Here is an 18,594-nt window from a genome sequence, read left to right as displayed (position 1 = left end):
CGGCCACCACCGGGCGGGCAGAGCTCTTTCCGGGCAAACGAGTTGGGACGCCAAGGGTTACGGGGGCCGGCGCGGGCGCTACCGTGAACCACGTGCACAGTGAGCTGCCGACGGCACCCGGCACCGCCCGGATGCCCGAACACCGCCTCGCGGTCGGCGAGCGCGGATCCTTCGCCTTCGCGACCTGCAGCTGCGGCTGGTACTCCCCGGCCCGCCGCTCGCGCGATCTGGCCCGCCGCGAGGGGGCCGACCACCTCGCCGAGAACGGCGCCGGACCGGACTGATCCCACCGGGCCCTGGACACCTCCGCCGCGCCGGGCCCGGGAGACGGCGTCAGGCCGCGAGGTCGGACTCCGGCGGCTGCTCCCCGGCCCGCACCGCCCCGCGCCCGCGGCGACGGCCACGCGGACCGGCCCCGACGCGGGCCGCACCGCCGCGCTCGGGCGCCCGGATCAGCGGGGCGACCGCGGTGCGGCTCAGCGCGTGGCAGAACGGCACCAGCACCGCCATCGCGATCGGCGCCAGCAGCAGCACCACGGCGACGGCGAGCGCGAAGCCGCCGATCACGTCGGTCGGGTAGTGGACGCCCATGAACATCCGGCAGAAGCCCTGGAGGAGCGCCAGCCCGCCGGCGATCCAGCCCAGCCTGCGGTTCACCAGGAACAGCGCCACCGCGACACCCATGGTCATGGTCGAGTGGTCGCTGACGAAGGAGTGGGTGCCGGCCTTGCCGTCCACCAGCACCAGCAGCCCGGGATGGTCGACGAAGGGACGCGGGCGGTTCACGATCGCGGCGATCGGCAGGTTGGCCAGTTCGGCGACGGCCACCGAGAGCGGCACCCAGAGCAGCCCGGCCACCGCCACCGGCGCGTCCGGCCGGCGTCTGGCCTGGAGCCAGGCCACCAGACCGAGCATCGCCAGGCCGATCAGGATGCCGTACTCGCCGATCCACGAGACCAGGTGGTCCAGCCACTGCGGGGAGCGCTTGGCCAGGCCGTTGACGGCGTAGAGCAGGTCGAGGTCGGGGTTGGTCGTGTCGGCAAGCGGCGTCGACACGCCGCACCTCCTTCTGGTCCGCTGCACCTGTACGTTCCCGCCGGGGCCCGCCCGGCGCCGAAAGCTGACGAGGGACCACCGGACCCAACGTCATCACCGGGACACAGCGTTCCACGGAAACGCGCGGTTATGGAAACTTGACTCAGCGTCCACAGCGCGCACACAGCTCCCCGCCGTCCCGGCCCCACCGCACCTACCGACCCGCCCCGGCGGGAGCCGGCCCGGCAGGTGCGGGCGGGGCGGCGACGGCCGACCGGGCGGGGGTCGCCGGGGCGCTTCCCGGCGCGCCGCCCTGGGGGAGGCCCTGGGTGCCGCCCTGGTTCCCCGCGGGGGCGGTGGGCTCCGTCCCGCCCGGGCGGGACGGAGCGTTGACCGCGCCGTCGTTGTTGCGGGTCGGCAGCGCCTGGGCCCCGTCCGAGGTGACCCGGGTCGCGCCGATGTACTCCCGGGTGTCGATCTTGTCGTAGCGGATCACCGCGCCGGTGTGCGGGGCGTTGATCATGTACCCGCCGCCCACGTAGATCCCGACGTGGTGGATGCTCCGCGGATCGCTCAGGTCCGTCGCCCAGAACACCAGGTCGCCCGGCCGCAGCTGATCGCGCGACGGGTGCGGCCCGGCGTACCACTGGTCGTTGGCCACCCGGGGCAGGGTGATGCCCACACTGGCGAACGCGGCCTGGGTCAGGCCCGAACAGTCGAACCGCCCGCTCTGCGAGGGCAGGCCCTCACCGCCCCACAGGTACGGGGTGCCGAGCTTGGTCTGCGCGAAGTAGATCGCGGCCGACGACTGCGGGGACACCTCCAGCGGCGCGGTCGGCGAGGCGGGCGCCGTGAAGCTGCGGGCCATCGCCTGGATGTTCCGCACGTAGCCCTGGGTCTCCTTGTACGGCGGCACCCCGTTGTACTTCTCCACCGCGCCCTCGCCGGCGTTGTAGGCCGCCAGCAGGTTGGCCTGGGGGTCGCCCGGGACCTTCGCGACCCGCTTGGCGATCGCGCAGTCGTAGGTCGCCGCCGAGGCGATCGCGTCCAGCGGGTCCCAGACGTCCGCCCTGCCGTCCCCGTTGCCGTCGGTGGCGTAGGCGGGCCAGGTGCTGGGCATGAACTGCGCCATGCCCTGCGCCCCGACCCCGGAGCGCGCCCTGGGGTCGAAACCGCTCTCCTGGTACAGCTGCGCCGCGAGCATCGGAGGGGAGATCTCCGCGCAGAGCGCGCCCCACTTCTGGATCGGGTCCTGGTAGGCCGCGGGGACCGTTCCGGGGGAGAGGGCGGAACGATTCGCCGCCTGCTGCGGCGTCCCACTTGCCGCATAAGTCCCCATCGTCACCAGCCCGATGAACCCGAACGCAACAACTCCCGCAGCGGCGGCGGCCGTACCGGCCTTCCGGAGTACCATCAGCACCATCCCGACGAATCGTCAGTCGAAGTGTCCCGGAAGGCGTTGCTCACCGCAATCATCAGAGATACGAACAGTGAGCGCTATCCTTCGTACGGTGTACATCCTCGCGTACGTGTCCGATGCCTCACGACCGATTCGCGAGAAGTAGCCAAGTCGACATCAGATCTGGCCAAGAATAGGTACCGACCCTTCGCGCGGGCCGGGTCCGGGCCCTTGAATTTGCCTGATCGGGCGGTGAGATGGAAATGAACCTGAGCAGCGTGCACACCAATGCGGTCGGCCACCTGGCCGAGGACCCCCCCAAGAAGCCGAACATCGACACCATCATCGGCGGAATCGCCCCGGACTGGGGGCCGTTCGCGACCCTCGGGTCGGAGGCGCGGGTGATGGTCGAGGTCATCATGGCCGTCGCCATCCTCCTCTGCCTCGGCATCGCGGTCTGGGGCGCGGCCAAGCAGCGGATCGGTGCGACCGCGATGCGCGACAGCTTCGGCGCCGAACAGGGCAAGGGACTGATCGTCGCCGGACTTACCGGCGTGTTCATCATCGGATCACTGGGCACCCTGTTCACCATTGTCTACGGCATGGCGATCTGACGATCGGACAGCAGTAGTCCGACCTGCCTGAGACCGGGCCCCCGCCCGGACCCCCTCCGACAGCCGACCCGCCAGGAATCCACCCCCGTTCCCACCCCCCGTCCGCGCCCGCCCCCGGACGGAGGGCCCCCGGAGCCGCCCCGGCTCCCCGCACCAGGAGGGCCGCCGTGCCGTTGTCCGACGACCAGCCGCGCACCCGTACGCGCCTGCCGGTCGGCGAACAGTCCTCCCCCCCGTCGAACCACCGTCAGACCCGCCCGCTGCGCGCCCTGCTGGCCGTCCTGGCCGTCGTCACCCTGCTCGTCGTGGCCATCGCCGTCGCCAACCGCGTCGCACCCGGCACCGGTACCGGCAGCGACGGCTCCTCCGCCGACCGCGCCGGCTCCGGCACCGGCGCCGGCCCCGCCCCCAGCGGCGACCAGCCCGCCGGCACCACCGTCAACGGCATCCCGACCGGCTACCCGCACACCGAACCGGGCGCCCAGTCGGCCGCCACCAACTACGCGGTGGCGATCGGCTCCGCGGATATGTTCCGCACCGACAGCCGGCACGGCATCGTCGCCACCATCACCGACCCGGGCGCCCTTGCCGGGCTCCAGAGCCGGCTGGACCAGGGCTTCGGCGGCGACACCGCCACCCGCTACGGCCTCGACGCCCAGGGCCGCGCGCCCAAGGGCCTCACCTTCGTCAGCCGCACCGTCCCGGTCGGCACCAAATCGACGGGCTACAGCGAGGGCGACGCCGTGGTCGAGGTGTGGTGCACCGGCCTCACCGGCCTCGCCGGCGAACGCTCCGTCCAGCCGGTGACCACCAACTGGTTCACCCTCACGCTCTCGCTGCACTGGACGGGCAGCGACTGGAAGCTCACCGACTACACCAGCAGGCAGGGCCCCGCGCCGGTGCCCGCAGACCAGCAGGCCGCCACCGCCGATGAGATCACCGGCGCCGTCCAGCAGTTCGGGGGGTTCCGTTTTGCGCGTTGACCAGACCTCACGCCGTTCCGGCACACGGCGCCGTGTGGGCACCCTCGCCGGTGTGCTGGCCACCTTGCAGGTGGCGGCACTGTCGGCGGCCCAACGGGTGTTCGCAGAGCCTTCGCCGACGGCCACTCCGACCTGTCAGAAGGTCGATCTTCCGATCCCCGGCAGTGATGCGGGCTGTGCCCCGGGGGGAGCAGTCGTCATCCCCGGGAGCGGCACCGTCGGGGCCGTGACCGACCCCCTCGGGTCGTTGGCCAAGAGCTGTGCGCAGGCCGCGGCGTGGGTGGTGCGGAAGTTGTCGGGGGCGATCGACGGGACGACGCAGGTGGACTTCACCAATGCGTCGTTCCTGCAGCAGTACGCCGTGGTGTTCGCCGTGTCGACGGTGATCACGCTGGTGCTGTGGCTGCTGGCGGTGGCGAAGCGGGCGGTGCGGGGGGCGCCGTTGACGACGGCGTTCTCGGAGGCGATCGGCTTCCTGTGGCTGACGGTGGTGGCGTCCGCGTTCACGCCGTTGATCCTGTTCACCGTGGTGAGCGTGACGGACGGGCTGACCAAGGCGATAGCGGTCGGGACGAAGACGGACACCGGGTCGTACCTGGGCGGGTTCGCCGACACGCTGGAGAAGGGTGACGTGGGCGGCGGTCCGCTGATCCTGGTGATCGTGTCGCTGGTCGCGGTGCTGGCGGCGGCGGTGCTCTGGATCGAGCTGCTGATCCGGGCGGCGATGCTGTACGTCGGCGCGCTGCTGGGGACGGCGGTGTACGCGGGGCTGGTGGACCGGCAGCTGTGGAAGCACGTGCGGCGCTGGGCGGGCGTGATGCTGGCGGTGGATCTGGCGAAGCCGATCATCGTGGTCATCCTGGGCCTGGCGGGGGCGGTGGCGACGGGGTCCGGGGCCGACGACGATTTCGCCCGGGTGCTGTCCGGGTTGGCGATCCTGTTCCTGTCGATCTTCGCGAGTGCCGCGGTGTACCGCTTCGTGCCGGGTTTCGGCGACGAGCTGCTGAACATGCGCGGGGCCCGGGCCAACGCCGTGCAGGCCGGTTCGGCGATGATCAACGGCACCGCGAACCTGATGAAGCAGGGCATCACCACCCACGGCGACCGCGGTCCGCAGGGGGCCGGCACGGGTGGCGGGGGTGCGGGCGGCGGTTCGGTCGCGCCGGGCATCGCCGCCCACGCGGGCCGGACGCCGGCCCCGCCGCCGCAGGGCGGGCCGCCGCAGGCCCCGGTTCCGATCCGCGACAGCAATCCAGCGAAGGGAGGGTGACGGGTAAGTGAGCAGTGAACCGCTCGGCCAGTACGGTGCCCAGTACGCCCAGCCGTACGTGCACCAGCGCCGCACCTACCTGATCGGCAAGGCCCGCCCGAACGCGCCGATCGGCCGGAACCGGGAGTCCGGCGAGATCGTGCTGATCATCTTCGGGGCCTTCCTCGGCATGCTCTGGGGCCTGCTGATGCCGGTCCTGCCGCTGCGGATCGGTGGTCTGGTCGGTCTGCCGGCGCTCGCCATCGCGGCGGTGTACGTGCCGTACCGCAAGAGGACGTTCTACAAGTGGGTGGAGATCAACCGCACCTACCGTCGGACGGTCCGCAGCGGGCGGGCGGTGTGGCGTTCGGACGTGATGGACGCCGGCACCCGGCTGGACGGCCGGGAGGTGGAGGTGGGCCCGCCGCCCGGGGTGGGGCGGCTGCGCTGGCTGGCGGCGCCGTTCGGGCCGGACGAGGTCGGGGTGCTGATGCACCTGGAGCGGCGTACGGTGACGGCCGCGATCGAGATCGAGGGCCCGGGCGTCGGTCTGCGCGACTCGGAGGACCAGGAGGCCCTGGTCGACCGGTTCGGGACGCTGCTGAAGCACGTCGCCAACGGGGACGGTTTCGTGACCCGGTTGCAGATCCTGGCCCGGACCCTGCCGGCGGACCCGGACGCGCACGCCAAGGACGTCGAGCGGCGCGGTGACCCGTCCTCGCCGCGCTGGCTGCAGGACTCGTACGACCAGCTCCAGTCGATGGTGTCGACCTCCTCGGAGCAGCACCGGGCGTACCTGGTGGCCTGCATGCACTACACCCGTGACCTGGCGGCCGAGGCGCACGCGATGGGCCGGACGGCCACCGGGCGGCGGGCGCGGGACGACGAGGGGCTGGCGGCCGTGATGGCGCGCGAGCTGACGGACATCTGCGCCCGGCTGGCCGAGGCGGACATCCGGGTGCGCCAGCCGCTGGGCCAGGCCCGGCTGTCCTCGCTGCTGCACTCGATGTACGACCCGGACCACCCGATCGACCACATCCAGGCGATGTCCCGGCGCAACGCCTGGCCGGCCGAGCTGGACGCGACCCAGCCGCAGTACCTGCAGGCGAAGACCCGGGAGTCGGCGACCCGGGAGCCGTGGTGCCACGCCACCGCGTGGATCAAGGAGTGGCCGCTCACCCCGGTGGGCGTCAACTTCCTGGCGCCGCTGCTGGTGCACACCCCGGACGTGATCCGGACGGTGGCGGTGACGATGGACCTGGAGCCCACCGACGTCGCGATCGAGCGGATGCTGACCGAGAAGACCAACGACGAGGCCGAGGCCAGCCGTGCGGCCAAGATGAACCGCACGGTGGACCCGCGCGACCTGGCCCACACCGGCCGGGTGGACCAGCGCGGCGACGACCTGGCCTCCGGCGCGGCCGGGGTGAACCTGGTCGGCTACATCACGGTCTCCTCGCGCAACCCCGACGCGCTGGCCCGCGACAAGCGGACCATCCGGGCCTCGGCCGGCAAGAGCTACCTCAAGCTGGAGTGGTGCGACCGCGAGCACCACCGGGCCTTCGTCAACACCCTCCCGTTCGCCACCGGCATCCGCCGCTGAGCGCACCGGCCGACCCGCGCACCCGCGCACCCGCAACCCGCGCACCCGCACGTCCGTCCACCGCTGACCCGTCAGGAGACCGCCCATGGCGCTCGGCAACCTCACCGATGCGTTCACCAGCCTGATGTTCGGCAAGGTGGAGACCACCCGCCTGCCGGTGCGCACCTCCACCGGCCAGGCGCAGGCCGTCTACCTGCCCACCGCCGCCCCGGGGCTGGGGGACTCGGGTGTGATCATCGGCCGCGAGGTGTACAGCGGCAAGGGGTACGTGTACGACCCCTTCCAGCTGTACGGGCAGCAGCTGCCCGCCCCGCACTGGCTGGTGCTCGGGGAGTCCGGCAACGGCAAGTCGGCGCTGGAGAAGACGTACGTGCTGCGGCAGCTGAGGTTCCGTGACCGCCAGGTCGTGGTGCTGGACGCGCAGGGCGAGGACGGCGTGGGCGAGTGGAACCTGATCGCCAACGCGCTGGGCATAAAGCCGGTCCGGCTGGACCCGATGGCGGCCCGGGACGGCGGGGTGAAGCTCAATCCGCTGGACCCGGCGATCACCCAGACCGGCCAGCTGTCGCTGCTGCGCACCATCGTCGAGGTGGCGATGGGGCGCGGGCTGGAGGAGCGGGCGGGCTTCGCGCTGAAGGCCGCGCACGCCCATGTGGTGGCCTCGGTGCAGGACCGCCAGCCGGTGCTGAACGACATCATCGACACCCTGCGCAGCCCCGAGCTGTCCTCGGTGGAGTCGCTGGGCGTGGCGGTGGACGAGGTGCAGTCCTGGGGCCTGGACGTGGCGCTGGTGCTGGACCGGCTGGTCGACGGTGACCTGCGCGGCATGTTCGACGGGTCGACCACCGACGGCATCGACCTGGACGCGCCGCTGATCGTCTTCGACCTCTCGCACATCGACCGCAACTCGATCGCGATGCCGATCCTGATGGCGATCGTCGGGGTGTGGCTGGAGCACACCTGGATCAGGCCGGACCGGAAGAAGCGCATCTTCCTGGTCGAGGAGGCCTGGCACATCATCAACAGCCCCTTCGTGGCCCAGCTGTTCCAGCGGCTGCTGAAGTTCGGCCGCCGGCTCGGCCTGTCCTTCGTGGCGGTGGTGCACCACCTGTCCGACGTGGTGGACGGCGCGGCCGCGAAGGAGGCCTCGGCGATCCTGAAGATGGCCTCCACCCGGACGATCTACATGCAGAAGGCCGAGGAGGCGCGGGCCACCGGCCGGGTGCTGGGCCTGCCGCGCTGGGCGGTGGAGATCATCCCCACCCTGTCGCCGGGCATCGCGGTCTGGGACGTCAACGGCAACGTCCAGGTGGTCAAGCACATCATCACCGAGGCCGAGCGTCCGCTGGTCTACACCGACCGCGCGATGACCGAGGACGCGGTGGCCGAACGGGTGCGTGCGGAACGGCAGTTGGCTTCCGAGCCGGGAGTCTGAGCGGGGTCGTCGGGGCTCTTCTGCACGGTCTCCGCATCCGGCGGACGGCGACGGTTCGTCAGTAGGTAATCCTCTCGTTACGTTCGACGTCCTGACAGCTACGCGCGTTGACCCTAGGCTTCGCAGTCGCAACACATGTTCGAACGCCGATGCTGTCCACAGCCGGTGCTCCTTCCAAGGTGCAGGGGAACCCTTCATGCTCACCGTCAGATCCCGACGGACGGCGCTCGCCGTCGTCGCCGCCGCAGGTCTGTTCGGCACGGTGGTCGTGCCGACGGCCGCCCAGGCCGCCGATGCCGACGCCAAGCGCCACAAGACCGTCAACCTCCAGCTGCTGGCGATCAACGACTTCCACGGCAACCTGGAGCCCCCGGCCGGTTCGTCCGGCACGATCAAGGAGATCGACCCGGCCACCGGCAAGGAGGTCGCCACCCCGGCCGGCGGCATCGAGTACCTGGCCACCGAGCTGCGCAAGGCGCGCATCCCGGCCGACGACTCGATCACCGTCGCGGCCGGCGACATCATCGGCGCCAGCCCGCTCACCTCGGCGCTCTTCCACGACGAGCCGACCATCGAGGCGATGGACAAGCTCGGCCTGGACGTCACCTCCGTGGGCAACCACGAGTTCGACGAGGGCGCGCAGGAGCTGCGCCGCATGCAGGACGGCGGCTGCCACCCGACCGACGGCTGCTACGAGCCCGGCCGCACCTTCAAGGGCGCCAACTTCAACTACCTGTCGGCCAACGTCACCGACGAGAAGACCGGCAAGCCGCTGCTGGCCCCGTACTGGATCACCAAGTCCCAGGGCGTGAAGGTCGGCTTCATCGGCGTCACCCTGGAGGGCACGCCGAACATCGTGACCGCCGAGGGCGTCAAGGGCCTGAAGTTCGCCAACGAGGTCACCACGATCAACAAGTACGCCGCCGAGCTCAAGGCCAAGGGCGTCAACTCGATCGTCGCGCTGATCCACGAGGGCGGGTACCCGGCCAGCAGCGTCTACAACTACGACTGCGGCGCGGCCGGCCAGGGCATCTCCGGCCCGATCGTCGACATCGCCAAGAAGATCGACCCGGCGGTCGGCGCCATCGTCACCGGCCACACCCACAACGCGTACGCCTGCAGCATCCCCGACCCCAACGGCGTCCCGCGCTCGGTGACCAGTGCCGCCTCCTTCGGCCGGCTCTTCACCGAGATCGACATGAAGCTGGACAAGACCACCGGCGAGATCGTGCGCCCCTCGGTCAAGGCCGAGAACCACGTGGTGCGCCGCACGGTCGAGAAGGCGCCCGACATGACGGCGCTGGTCGACCGCTACTCCAAGCTGGCCGCCCCGATCGCCAACCGTCCGATCGGCTACATCGCCTCGGACATCAACGGCCGCGGCAACAGCGACCTGGAGAAGCCGCTCGGTGACGTGATCGCCGACGCGCAGCTCGCCGGGCTCGCCCCGGCCGACAAGGGCGGCGCGCAGGTCGCCTTCATGAACCCCGGCGGCATCCGCTCCGACCTGGTCTACAAGGCCTCCGGCGGCGAGGGCGACGGCGTGGTGACCTACGGCGAGGCGTTCACCGTCCAGCCGTTCACCAACATGATGCAGGTCAAGACGCTGACCGGCGCCCAGCTGATCCAGCTGCTCCAGCAGCAGGTGAGCGGCTCCAACACCGCCGCGCCGAAGGTCCTCCAGGTGTCCTCGAACCTGCACTACACCCTGGACATGCGCAAGACCGGCGCGGACCGGGTGGTCCTGGACTCGGTCCGGCTGAACGGCGCCCCGGTCGACCCGGCCGCCACCTACCGGGTCGCGGCCAACGAGTTCCTGGCCGGCGGCGGCGACGGCTTCCCGGCCTTCGCGGCCGGCACCGACAAGCTGGTCGGCGCCTCGGACCTGGACCTCTTCGCGACCTACCTGAGCGCCCACAGCTCGGCGGCCTCGCCGCTCCAGGCCCCGGCGCAGGACCGGATCAAGATCATCGGCCCGGGCAGCGACATCGACTGACCGTGAGCCGGCCCGGGAGGGGCGGGTGGGGCGCTGTCGGGGCGCCCCACCCGCCCCTCCCGTCATTCCGGGGCGGGGCCGCCGGGCAGCCGGACGGTGGCCAGCGCGCCCGGGCCGCCGTCGGCCGCCGGACCGAGGGTGACCTCGCCGCCCGCCTCCCGGACGCTCTGAGCGACGATCGACAGCCCGAGGCCGGAGCCGGGCAGCTGGCGTGAGGAGGGCGAGCGCCAGAACCGGTCGAAGACGTACTGGAGCTCGTCCGGAGGGATCCCGGGGCCGTGGTCGCGGACGGTCAGCACGCCCTGGTGCAGCCGGACCTCGATGGTGCCGCCGGGCGGGCTGTACTTGACCGCGTTGTCCAACAGGTTGATCACCGCGCGTTCCAGCCCGGCCGCGTCGCCGTGCACGTACCAGGGCTCGGTGTCGGTCTCGAACACCAGCCCCGGGCCGCGCAGTTCGGCCCGCTCGACGGCCCGTCCGGCGATCTCGTGCAGGGCGACCACGGTGAGGGCCGGGCCGCTCTTCGGCGTGTCCGGGCGGGAGAGCTGGAGCAGGTCGCCGATCAGCAGGGTGAGCTCCTGCATCTGTGCCTTCATGTTGCCGAGCAGCTTGGTCTTGGTCGCGGCGGGCAGCGGGCGGCCGGTGTCGTTGCTGCGGATCAGCAGGTCGACGTTGGTGCGCAGGGAGGTCAGCGGGGTGCGGAGCTCGTGCCCGGCGTCGGCTATCAGCCGGGTCTGCCGCTCGCGGGAGTTGGCGAGGGCGGTGCTCATCGAGTTGAAGGAGGTGGAGAGCCGGGCGATCTCGTCGTCCCCGTGGACCGGGATGGTGGTGCCGACCTCCTCGGTCCGGGCGATGTGCTCGACGGCGTCGGTGAGCTGGTCGACGGGCTTCAGGGCGGAGCGGGCGACCAGGCGGCCGGCCACGGCGGCGAGCAGGATGCCGCCGACGGAGACCGAGCCGAGGAGGATGGCGAGGCCCTGGAGGGAGTCCTCGACGGGCTGGGTGGAGGTGGCCACCATCAGCAGGACCGGCCCCGTCGCGGAGCGGGTCAGCGAGATCCGGACGACTGCCGGAGTCCCGTCGGTGAAACGGCCGTCGCGGATGATCGACTGGCCGTTCTTGAGCCTGTACCCGGCTGAGTCACCGGGCTGGACCACGATCGCCTTGGTCGCGTTCGGTGGCAGGCAGACGGCCGTCAGGTTGGCCGTCACGAACTGGGTGTCCCGGGCCACCGCGCTGCCGTTCTCCGACGTGAGGCTCGTCGGCTGGTTCGCCAGGGCCTGTTCCGGGGTCGGGTAGCAGAGCAGGGGCACTCTGGGCCCCGGCGGCAGCGTCGCGCCGGCCAGGTCGGCCCGCACCTGCCCGTACAGCTGCTTCTCCACGATGAACCAGCACGCCAGTGCCGACAGCGCGATCGCCACCGCCACCGCCGCCGCGCTCAGGAAGATGAGGCGGCTGCGCAGGGAGCGGGAGCGGAACCAGCGGAGGAGGCGCTGTCGGCGGTCGGGCGTGCGGGTCCGGGCCTGCGGAGGGGTCAGCGGAGGGGGCGGAACGTTGTTCACGCGCTCGTGCCGGCGGCCTGGCGCAGGGCGTAGCCGACGCCGCGCACGGTCTGGATCAGGCGGGGCATGCCGCCCTGCTCGGTCTTGCGGCGCAGGTACATCACGTACACGTCCAGGGAGTTGGAGGAGGGCTCGAAGTCGAAGCCCCAGACCGCCTTGAGGATCTGTTCGCGGGTGAGGACCTGGCGGGGGTGGGCGAGGAACATCTCCAGCAGCATGAACTCGGTGCGGGTGAGCTCGATCGGCTTGCCGGCCCGGGTGACCTCGCGGGTGGCGGTGTTCATCCGCAGGTCGGCGAAGGAGAGGACCTCGCTCTCGTCCTCGACGGCGGCGCGGGCGGCGGCCTCGGCGGCGAGGGCGTTGCGGCGCAGCAGGGCGCGGACGCGGGCGAGCAGTTCGTCGAGCTCGAAGGGCTTGGCGAGGTAGTCGTCGGCGCCGACGTCGAGGCCGGTGACGCGGTCGCCGACGGCGTCGCGGGCGGTCAGCATCAGGACCGGGACGGTGTCGCCGCGCGAGCGCATCCGGCGGACGGCGGTGAGGCCGTCCATCCGGGGCATCATGATGTCCAGCAGGACGAGGTCGGGCCGGTCGCGTTCGACGGATTCCAGGGCCTCGTAGCCGTCGGTGGCGGTGGCGACCTCGTACCCCTCGAAGGCGAGGCTGCTCTCCAGGGCGTCCCGGAGGGCGGGTTCGTCGTCGACCACGAGGAGCCGGGCGGAGGGGTGGCCGGCCTCGGCGGTGGTGCGGTCGTCGGCGGACGGGGTCATGGGCGGGTGCCCTTTCTCGTCGGGTGGAGGGCCTGCTGGGAGCAATTGTCCGTCTCAGCGAGTGTGGCTCACAGGTTCTGGCCGGCTTCGAGTTTCGGCAGGACCTGCTTGATGTCGTTGATCGGGATGGCGAAGCCGAGGCCGACGCTGCCGGCCGAGCCGCCGCCGGAGGAGCCGGAGCCGCCGGGCGCGTACATCGCCGAGTTGACGGCGATGACCTGGCCGTTGGCGTTGATCAGCGGGCCGCCGGAGTTTCCGGGGTTGAGCGCGGCGTCGGTCTGGAAGGCCTTGTAGGTGGTGCTGCTGCCGCCGGTGGGCTGCGGGGTGGTGCCGCGCAGGCCGGGGACGCCGGGCAGGAAGGGGAGGCCGAAGCCGCCGTTGTTGCTGGTGCTGCCCTCGTCGAGCTGGACGGTGACGTCGCGGTTCTCGGCGCTGATGATGCCGGAGGTGACGGTGCCGGTGAGTCCGTCGGGGTTGCCGATGGCGACGACCGGGTCGCCGACGGCCACGGCGGAGGAGTCGCCGAGGACGGCGGGGGTGAGGTTCTTGGCGCCGGTCGCGGTGATCACGGCGACGTCGAGGGCCTTGTCGGTGCCGGTGACGGTGGCCTGGGCGGTGGAGCCGTCCTTGAAGGTGACGGTGATCCGGCCGCCGGCGGTCGCGGTGTCGATCACGTGGTAGTTGGTGAGGATCCGGCCGTCGGTGTCGAGGACGACGCCGGTGCCGGTGGCGGTGCCGTTGCCGTTCTTGACGGTGATCTGGACGGTGCTGGGCGAGACGGCGGCGGCGATGGCGGCCACGTCGGCGCTGCCGTCGGAGCGGGCGGAGACCGGGCTGGCGACGGTGCCGACGCGGTTGTCGGCACCCTGCCGGTCACCGGCGACCAGGCCGCCGGTGACCCCGCCGAGGACGGCGGCGATCGCGGCGACGGCGGTGACCAGGGCGAGCCGCCCGCGCAGCAGTCCGCGCCGGGCCCGGTTGCCGTGGTCGCCGGGGCCCTCGGGGGAGCCCGGCCCGAGGATCGTGGGCGGCTCGGGCGGGGTGGGCGGGGGCGGCGGCGGGCCGTCGAAGACGCCGCCGGAGTGGTCCTCGCGGTAGCCGTACCCGGCCGGGCCGGTGGTGCCGTGGGCGTCGGCGGTCCGGCCGGCGCCGAGCACGGTGCCCTCGATCACCCGGGGTTCCGGGGCCCGGTCCGGGCCCTGCTGCTCGTACTGGCCGTACGGGCCGTACTGCTCGTACTGGCCGTACTGGCCGTACTGGTCGTGCTGCGGGTGGGACGCGTGGGGCTCGTACGGGCCGTACTGCTCGCCGGGGTACCGCTGCTGTTCGCTCATGCCGACCAAGCTCGTCCCGCTGCATGAGGAGTGCATGAGAACCGGCTCAGAACGGGGAGAGAAGCCCGTTGGGTTCTCATAAAGCCTGGTCAGGCGGCCTGCCGAGCGGAATCGGCTACTCCGGTACGGATCGGCCCGGGGCGGAGCCGCCGCAGCCGCAGGAGCGGCGGATGACCAGCCGGGACGGGAAGGTGCGGACCCGCTCGGTGTCCGAGCCGGGCACCATCAGCGAGTCGTCCAGCACCAGGTCCACGGCGGCCCGGGCCATCGCGTCGCGGTCGGAGGCGACGGTGGTCAGCGGCGGGTCGGCGAGCGCGGCCTCCGGCACGTCGTCGAAGCCGGCCACCGCGAGGTCCTCCGGGACCCGCAGGCCGACCTCGCGGGCGGCCCGCAGCACGCCGATCGCCTGGTCGTCGGTGGAGCAGAAGATCGCCCGCGGCCGGTCCGGCGAGCGGAGCAGGCCGAGCGCGACGTCGTAGGCGCCGTAGCGGTGGAAGGGCGCGTCGATCAGGTGCGGCTCGGTGGGGATGCCGTGCGCGTCCATGGCGCGCTGCCAGCCCTCGACGTGGTCGATGACCGGGTCGCCGGGGGCGGGGGACTCGACCGGGCCGCCGAAGCAGGCCACGTACGGGTGCCCGTGCACCTCCAGCAGGTGGCGCACCACGGCCTCGGCGCCCGCCACGTCGTCGGTGACCACCGCGACGTCGTCGATCGCCTCGGGCCGGCGGTGCAGCAGCACCACCTTGGCGCCCTCCATCGCGGCGAACTCCTCGGCGGCGCGCTGCGAGGGGCCCTGGCTGACCAGGATCAGGCCGGAGACGCGCATCCCGAGGAACGCGCGGACGTAGTGCACCTCGCGGTCGTCCACGTAGTCGGAGTTGCCGATCAGCACGAGCTTGCCGCGGTCGGAGGCGGCCCGTTCCACGGCGTGCGCCATCTCGGCGAAGAAGGGCTGGCGGGCGTCCGGGACGACCATGCCGATCAGGTTGGTGCGGCGGGAGGCCATCGCCTGGGCGACGCTGTTCGGCCGGTAGCCGAGCTGATCGATCGCCGCGAGGACCTTCTCCCGGGTCGCGGGCGCGACCGGGCGCGGCCCGTTGTTGATGACGTAGCTGACGACCGCGGTCGAGGTACCAGCCAGCCGGGCTACATCGTCGCGCGTCACTTTGGCCACGGGGGGAGTCTACGCGTGTGGCCTCCGGGGCGGCAGTGGGGTCCGGGGCCTTGTTCGGCAGGCCGACGGGCCCCTCCAGGAGGAACCGGACAAGCCGGGCGGGGCGCGGCCCGCCCGGCTCCGGAGCGGTGTCCGGGCGGGCCCGGCTCAGGCGTCCAGGGGGGTGGCGGGGCGCTGGGCGAGCTCCGGCCGCTCGCCCTTGTCGGGTTTCTCCGGGACGACGAAGCGGTAGCCGACGTTGCGCACGGTGCCGATCAGCTGCTCGTGCTCCACGCCGAGCTTGGCGCGCAGCCGCCGGACGTGCACGTCCACGGTCCGGGTGCCGCCGAAGTAGTCGTAGCCCCAGACCTCCTGGAGCAGCTGCGCCCGGGTGAAGACCCGGCCGGGGTGCTGCGCGAGGTACTTGATCAGCTCGAACTCCTTGAAGGTGAGGTCGAGCGCCCGGCCCTTGAGCTTGGCGGAGTAGGTGGCCTCGTCGACCGAGAGGTCGCCGTTGCGGATCTCCATCGGGCTGTCGTCGGTGACGACCTGGAGGCGGCCGAGGGCGAGCCGCAGCCGGGCCTCGACCTCGGCCGGGCCTGCGGTGTCCAGCAGGACGTCGTCGATGCCCCACTCGGCGGTGACGGCGGCCAGGCCGCCCTCGGTCACCACCAGGATCAGCGGGCAGCCGATGCCGGTGGAGCGCAGCAACTGGCAGAGGCTGCGGATCTGCGGCAGGTCACGCCGGCCGTCGACCAGGATGACGTCCGCGCTGGGGGTGTCCACCAGGGCCGCGCCCTCGGCGGGCGCCACCCGGACGTTGTGGAGCAGCAGTCCGAGGGCGGGCAGCACCTCGGCGGAGGGTTGCAGCGCATTGGTGAGGAGGAGGAGAGAACTCATGCCCGGTGGTCCCCTTTCCGGGTCGTCGCGGTCGCGTTACGGCTGCCGCCACAGCCGGATGGCGCACGTGCTGAGGGGGAGGGGAGGACGACGGTCGGCCGCGGCGAACCGGGGGAGCGGACGGCGAGCAGGGCGCGACGGCGGGTCGGCCGGGGGTCCCGCAACCCCTGGCGCACCGTTTCTGCCCTGTTCATCACCGCGAACCCTCCGGTCTGGTCCGGTGCCGGGTGGCGGCCCGGTGCCGGTGGCGGTGCCCCGGCCGGCCGGGGCACGTCGTTGTGCCGCGTCAGGCGGGGCGGTTCCTGCTGCGCGCCGGGGGTGGGCCGACGAATCGCAAGAACGTCCGTACTGGCGTCCTGAAAGCACAAAAGGACCCGGGGGCGACTCTGCCCGGATCCCTCTTGGTGGTCGAGGATAGCCGACCGCCCCCTCCACCGGGAGTGCGGGAATCCGGCGGTTCGCCCAATTCGGGCGTGCGCCGGGTGAGGCTGGACACAGCTTCGAGCGCCGGTCCGGCGCGCCCCGGTGGCGCTCAGGTGCGTTTCTCCGTGCCGGCCCGGCCAGGGCGATTGCCGCTCGTGGCGGCGGACACGCCATCATGGGACGCGCATCGAAGTCGCTGTTCGGGTCCATCGTTCGGGTGGTCGGGCGGCCGTTGAGGTGTCGAGCCGGACCGGGACACCGGCACCGGGCGAGGACGACGAGAAGGGGTGGCCCGATGGGCGTGACCACCGAGCCCGCGAGCGGCGCCCGGGCGCGCGGGACGATCCGCTACTGGGCGGCGGCGAAGTCCGAGGCCGGGCTGGCCGAGGAGCCGTACGAGGCGGCGACCCTGGCGGAGGCGCTGACGGCGGTCAGGGACCGGCACGCCGACCGGCCGAAGCTCGTCCGGCTGCTCGGGCACTGCTCGTACCTGGTCGACGGGGCCCAGGTGGGCGGCCGCGACCACGCGACCGTCGCCCTGACCGAGGGCGGGACGGTGGAGGTCCTCCCCCCGTTCGCGGGAGGCTGAGCGGCGTGACGGACATGAACAACCCGAACGACCCGAACCGCGGCGGCTACGGCGGATGGCCGCAGCAGCCCCACCAACCGCAGCAGCCGTACCCGCCCCGGGCACAGCAGCAGCACCCGCAGCAGCACCCGCACCCGCAGCAGCACCCGCGCCCGCAGCAGTCGCACGTCCCGCCGCAGCAGCCGGGCCAGCCGTCGCCGTACGGTTTCCCGGTGGACGACGCGGCGGCGACCACGGTGATGCCGCCGGTGCCCGCGTTCGACGACGCGGCCGCGACCACGGTGATGCCGCCGGTGCCGGCCGTGGACGACGCCGAGGTGACGGCGCTGCTTCCGCCGGTGGTGGTGTCCGGTTCGGTGCCGGTCGCGCCGCCCCGGTCGCACCAGCCCCACCAGCAGCACCAGCAGCAGTTCCAGCCGCAGCCCCGGCCCCAGCAGCCGCAACAGCCCCAGCCGTACCCGCAGCCGCAGCCCCACCAGCCCCACCAGTTCCAGCAGCCGCAGCAGCAGCAGTCGAGGCAGCAGCGGCGCCGGCAGTCGGAGCAGCCGGAGCAGCCGGTGCAGCCCCAGCCGGACCCGACGATCCAGCTCCAGCTCCAGCAGCCGTCGAGGCCGCGGGCCCGGCACGCGGCTCCCGCGGCGCAGCCGGCTCCCGGGCCGCAGCCGGCGGAGGCCTTCGATCCGCCGACCATGACGCTCAAGCGCCCGACCGCCCCCGGCGTGCCGGGTCCGGCCGGGGCCCCCGGCCCGCTGGGCGTCCCCGCCGCGGCGCCGTTCCCGGCCGTCCCGCCGCAGTCCGCGCCGCCCGCGGGCCCGCGCGGCCGGACCGGCTCGCCGATCATCGACCCGGGCCTGCAGCCGGCCCTGATCACCGCCGGTGCGGCCGCGCTGCTGGCCGGCGGTGCCGCGCTCGGGCAGGTCGCGCTGGCCCTGGTGGTCGCGCTGCTCCAGCTGCTGACGGCGGCCGGCTGGTTCCGGCTGAACGGCATGTGGCCGGCCCGGCAGGGCATCCTGCTCGCCGCGCTGGCCGGTTTCACGGCGGACGTGGCGGTGCTGCTGGCGGACTCCGACGGCGGCGTGGCGGCGGTGGTGGGCACCCTGGGCGGGTTCTTCCTGCTCGTCCTGGTGCTGCAGACGTTCCGTCCGTCGGACCCGAAGGAGCGGTTCTACGCGCTGACCGTGCTCGGCTCGGCCACCGTGGTGACCGCGCTGTGCACCATGCTGCTGCTGGCCGACTGGGTGCCGGCCGCGGTGGGCGCGGTGGCGCTGGCCACCCTGCTGGCCGCGGCGCCGCTGCCCGGACCGAAGCAGCTGGGCCCGGTGCTGGGTCTGGCCGCGGCGGTGGTGCTGGGCCTGCTGGTCGGGGCGCCGGTGGCGCTGGGTGCGCTGGCCGGGCTGGGTGCGCTGGTCGGCCGTCGGGTCGCGGCGTACGACTTCCCGTCCCGCTTCGTGCACATGACGGCGGGGGTGGCGCTGCCGCTGGCGGTGGCCGCGCCGCTGATCTGGATCGCCACCGAGCTGCTGGCCTGATCCTCCCGTCCGCTGCGCGCAGG

The 18,594-nt window shown here is 72.7% G+C and carries 16 protein-coding genes; 9 read left to right on the top strand and 7 right to left on the bottom strand.

Translation table 11 applies throughout. The features are described 5' to 3' along the window. Positions 1–92 precede the first annotated feature (92 nt). On the top strand, positions 93–284 hold the full coding sequence (locus tag ACGFSC_RS41365; protein ID WP_359914184.1) for a hypothetical protein: 192 nt from the start codon (positions 93–95) through the stop codon (positions 282–284). A 49-nt stretch (positions 285–333) separates the two neighbouring features. On the opposite strand, the gene ACGFSC_RS41360 is transcribed toward ACGFSC_RS41365, so the two are convergent. Together ACGFSC_RS41360 and ACGFSC_RS41355 are read right to left on the bottom strand one after the other, a co-directional pair. After that, positions 334–1,056 carry a phosphatase PAP2 family protein gene (locus tag ACGFSC_RS41360; RefSeq protein ID WP_359914186.1) on the bottom strand — a complete coding sequence of 241 codons (723 nt, stop codon included), beginning with the start codon at positions 1,054–1,056 and terminating at the stop codon, positions 334–336. A gap of 193 nt (positions 1,057–1,249) precedes the next feature. Next, positions 1,250–2,449 carry a bifunctional lytic transglycosylase/C40 family peptidase gene (locus tag ACGFSC_RS41355; protein WP_359914189.1) on the bottom strand — a complete coding sequence of 400 codons (1,200 nt, stop codon included), beginning with the start codon at positions 2,447–2,449 and terminating at the stop codon, positions 1,250–1,252. Between the two features lie 248 nt (positions 2,450–2,697). On the opposite strand from ACGFSC_RS41355, the gene ACGFSC_RS41350 reads away from it, so the two are divergent. From ACGFSC_RS41350 to ACGFSC_RS41325, 6 genes are all read left to right on the top strand, one after another. Then, a complete protein-coding gene (locus tag ACGFSC_RS41350; RefSeq protein ID WP_359914191.1) occupies positions 2,698–3,048 on the top strand; it encodes a hypothetical protein in 351 nt (116 codons plus the stop codon). 167 nt (positions 3,049–3,215) lie between these two features. After that, positions 3,216–4,031 carry a hypothetical protein gene (locus ACGFSC_RS41345; RefSeq protein WP_359914194.1) on the top strand — a complete coding sequence of 272 codons (816 nt, stop codon included), beginning with the start codon at positions 3,216–3,218 and terminating at the stop codon, positions 4,029–4,031. A gap of 34 nt (positions 4,032–4,065) precedes the next feature. Then, entirely contained in the window at positions 4,066–5,301 is a 1,236-nt protein-coding gene (locus ACGFSC_RS41340) for a hypothetical protein (protein ID WP_380354397.1), read from the top strand. 7 nt (positions 5,302–5,308) lie between these two features. Then, positions 5,309–6,883, top strand: coding sequence for an SCO6880 family protein (locus ACGFSC_RS41335; RefSeq protein ID WP_359915077.1), 1,575 nt, complete (start codon positions 5,309–5,311; stop codon positions 6,881–6,883). An 85-nt stretch (positions 6,884–6,968) separates the two neighbouring features. Next, a complete protein-coding gene (locus ACGFSC_RS41330) occupies positions 6,969–8,318 on the top strand; it encodes an ATP-binding protein (protein ID WP_359915075.1) in 1,350 nt (449 codons plus the stop codon). Positions 8,319–8,514: 196 nt separating this feature from the next. Beyond that, positions 8,515–10,314: a bifunctional metallophosphatase/5'-nucleotidase gene (locus ACGFSC_RS41325; RefSeq protein WP_359915072.1), complete on the top strand. Its 1,800-nt coding sequence runs from the start codon at positions 8,515–8,517 to the stop codon at positions 10,312–10,314. A 62-nt stretch (positions 10,315–10,376) separates the two neighbouring features. Here the strand turns inward: ACGFSC_RS41325 and ACGFSC_RS41320 are convergent, their stop codons facing one another. The 5 genes from ACGFSC_RS41320 to ACGFSC_RS41300 form a co-directional block, all read right to left on the bottom strand. Then, positions 10,377–11,876 (bottom strand): HAMP domain-containing sensor histidine kinase, encoded by a 1,500-nt coding sequence (locus ACGFSC_RS41320; RefSeq protein ID WP_359915069.1) that lies wholly within the window; start codon positions 11,874–11,876, stop codon positions 10,377–10,379. Beyond that, entirely contained in the window at positions 11,873–12,643 is a 771-nt protein-coding gene (locus tag ACGFSC_RS41315; protein ID WP_359915066.1) for a response regulator transcription factor, read from the bottom strand. The genes ACGFSC_RS41320 and ACGFSC_RS41315 overlap by 4 nt, the downstream gene beginning before the upstream one ends. Positions 12,644–12,711: 68 nt before the next feature. Beyond that, the gene (locus ACGFSC_RS41310) at positions 12,712–13,977 is read right to left on the bottom strand and encodes a trypsin-like peptidase domain-containing protein (RefSeq protein ID WP_359915064.1); all 1,266 of its coding nucleotides are present in this window, start codon (positions 13,975–13,977) and stop codon (positions 12,712–12,714) included. A 115-nt stretch (positions 13,978–14,092) separates the two neighbouring features. Next, positions 14,093–15,151: a LacI family DNA-binding transcriptional regulator gene (locus ACGFSC_RS41305; RefSeq protein WP_359915062.1), complete on the bottom strand. Its 1,059-nt coding sequence runs from the start codon at positions 15,149–15,151 to the stop codon at positions 14,093–14,095. Between the two features lie 147 nt (positions 15,152–15,298). Then, a complete protein-coding gene (locus ACGFSC_RS41300; protein WP_359915060.1) occupies positions 15,299–16,030 on the bottom strand; it encodes a response regulator transcription factor in 732 nt (243 codons plus the stop codon). Positions 16,031–16,748: 718 nt separating this feature from the next. Here ACGFSC_RS41300 and ACGFSC_RS41295 point away from each other — a divergent pair. Further along, a complete protein-coding gene (locus tag ACGFSC_RS41295) occupies positions 16,749–17,042 on the top strand; it encodes a MoaD/ThiS family protein (RefSeq protein WP_359915057.1) in 294 nt (97 codons plus the stop codon). Between the two features lie 5 nt (positions 17,043–17,047). Next, positions 17,048–18,571 carry a hypothetical protein gene (locus ACGFSC_RS41290; RefSeq protein ID WP_392865206.1) on the top strand — a complete coding sequence of 508 codons (1,524 nt, stop codon included), beginning with the start codon at positions 17,048–17,050 and terminating at the stop codon, positions 18,569–18,571. Positions 18,572–18,594: the final 23 nt, after the last annotated feature.

The sequence above is a fragment of the Kitasatospora sp. NPDC048715 genome, from assembly GCF_043198905.1.
In the GTDB taxonomy this organism is placed as follows: Bacteria; Actinomycetota; Actinomycetes; order Streptomycetales; family Streptomycetaceae; genus Kitasatospora; species Kitasatospora lactacystinica.
This window is presented reverse-complemented; position numbering and strand designations above follow the sequence as displayed.

Coding starts and splice junctions, on each gene's coding strand:
- ACGFSC_RS41355 (WP_359914189.1), bottom strand. CDS start 2,449: ATGGTACTCCGGAAGGCCGGTACGGCCGCCGCCGCTGCGGGAGTTGTT.
- ACGFSC_RS41350 (WP_359914191.1), top strand. CDS start 2,698: ATGAACCTGAGCAGCGTGCACACCAATGCGGTCGGCCACCTGGCCGAG.
- ACGFSC_RS41330 (WP_359915075.1), top strand. CDS start 6,969: ATGGCGCTCGGCAACCTCACCGATGCGTTCACCAGCCTGATGTTCGGC.
- ACGFSC_RS41325 (WP_359915072.1), top strand. CDS start 8,515: ATGCTCACCGTCAGATCCCGACGGACGGCGCTCGCCGTCGTCGCCGCC.
- ACGFSC_RS41315 (WP_359915066.1), bottom strand. CDS start 12,643: ATGACCCCGTCCGCCGACGACCGCACCACCGCCGAGGCCGGCCACCCC.
- ACGFSC_RS41310 (WP_359915064.1), bottom strand. CDS start 13,977: ATGAGCGAACAGCAGCGGTACCCCGGCGAGCAGTACGGCCCGTACGAG.
- ACGFSC_RS41300 (WP_359915060.1), bottom strand. CDS start 16,030: ATGAGTTCTCTCCTCCTCCTCACCAATGCGCTGCAACCCTCCGCCGAG.
- ACGFSC_RS41295 (WP_359915057.1), top strand. CDS start 16,749: ATGGGCGTGACCACCGAGCCCGCGAGCGGCGCCCGGGCGCGCGGGACG.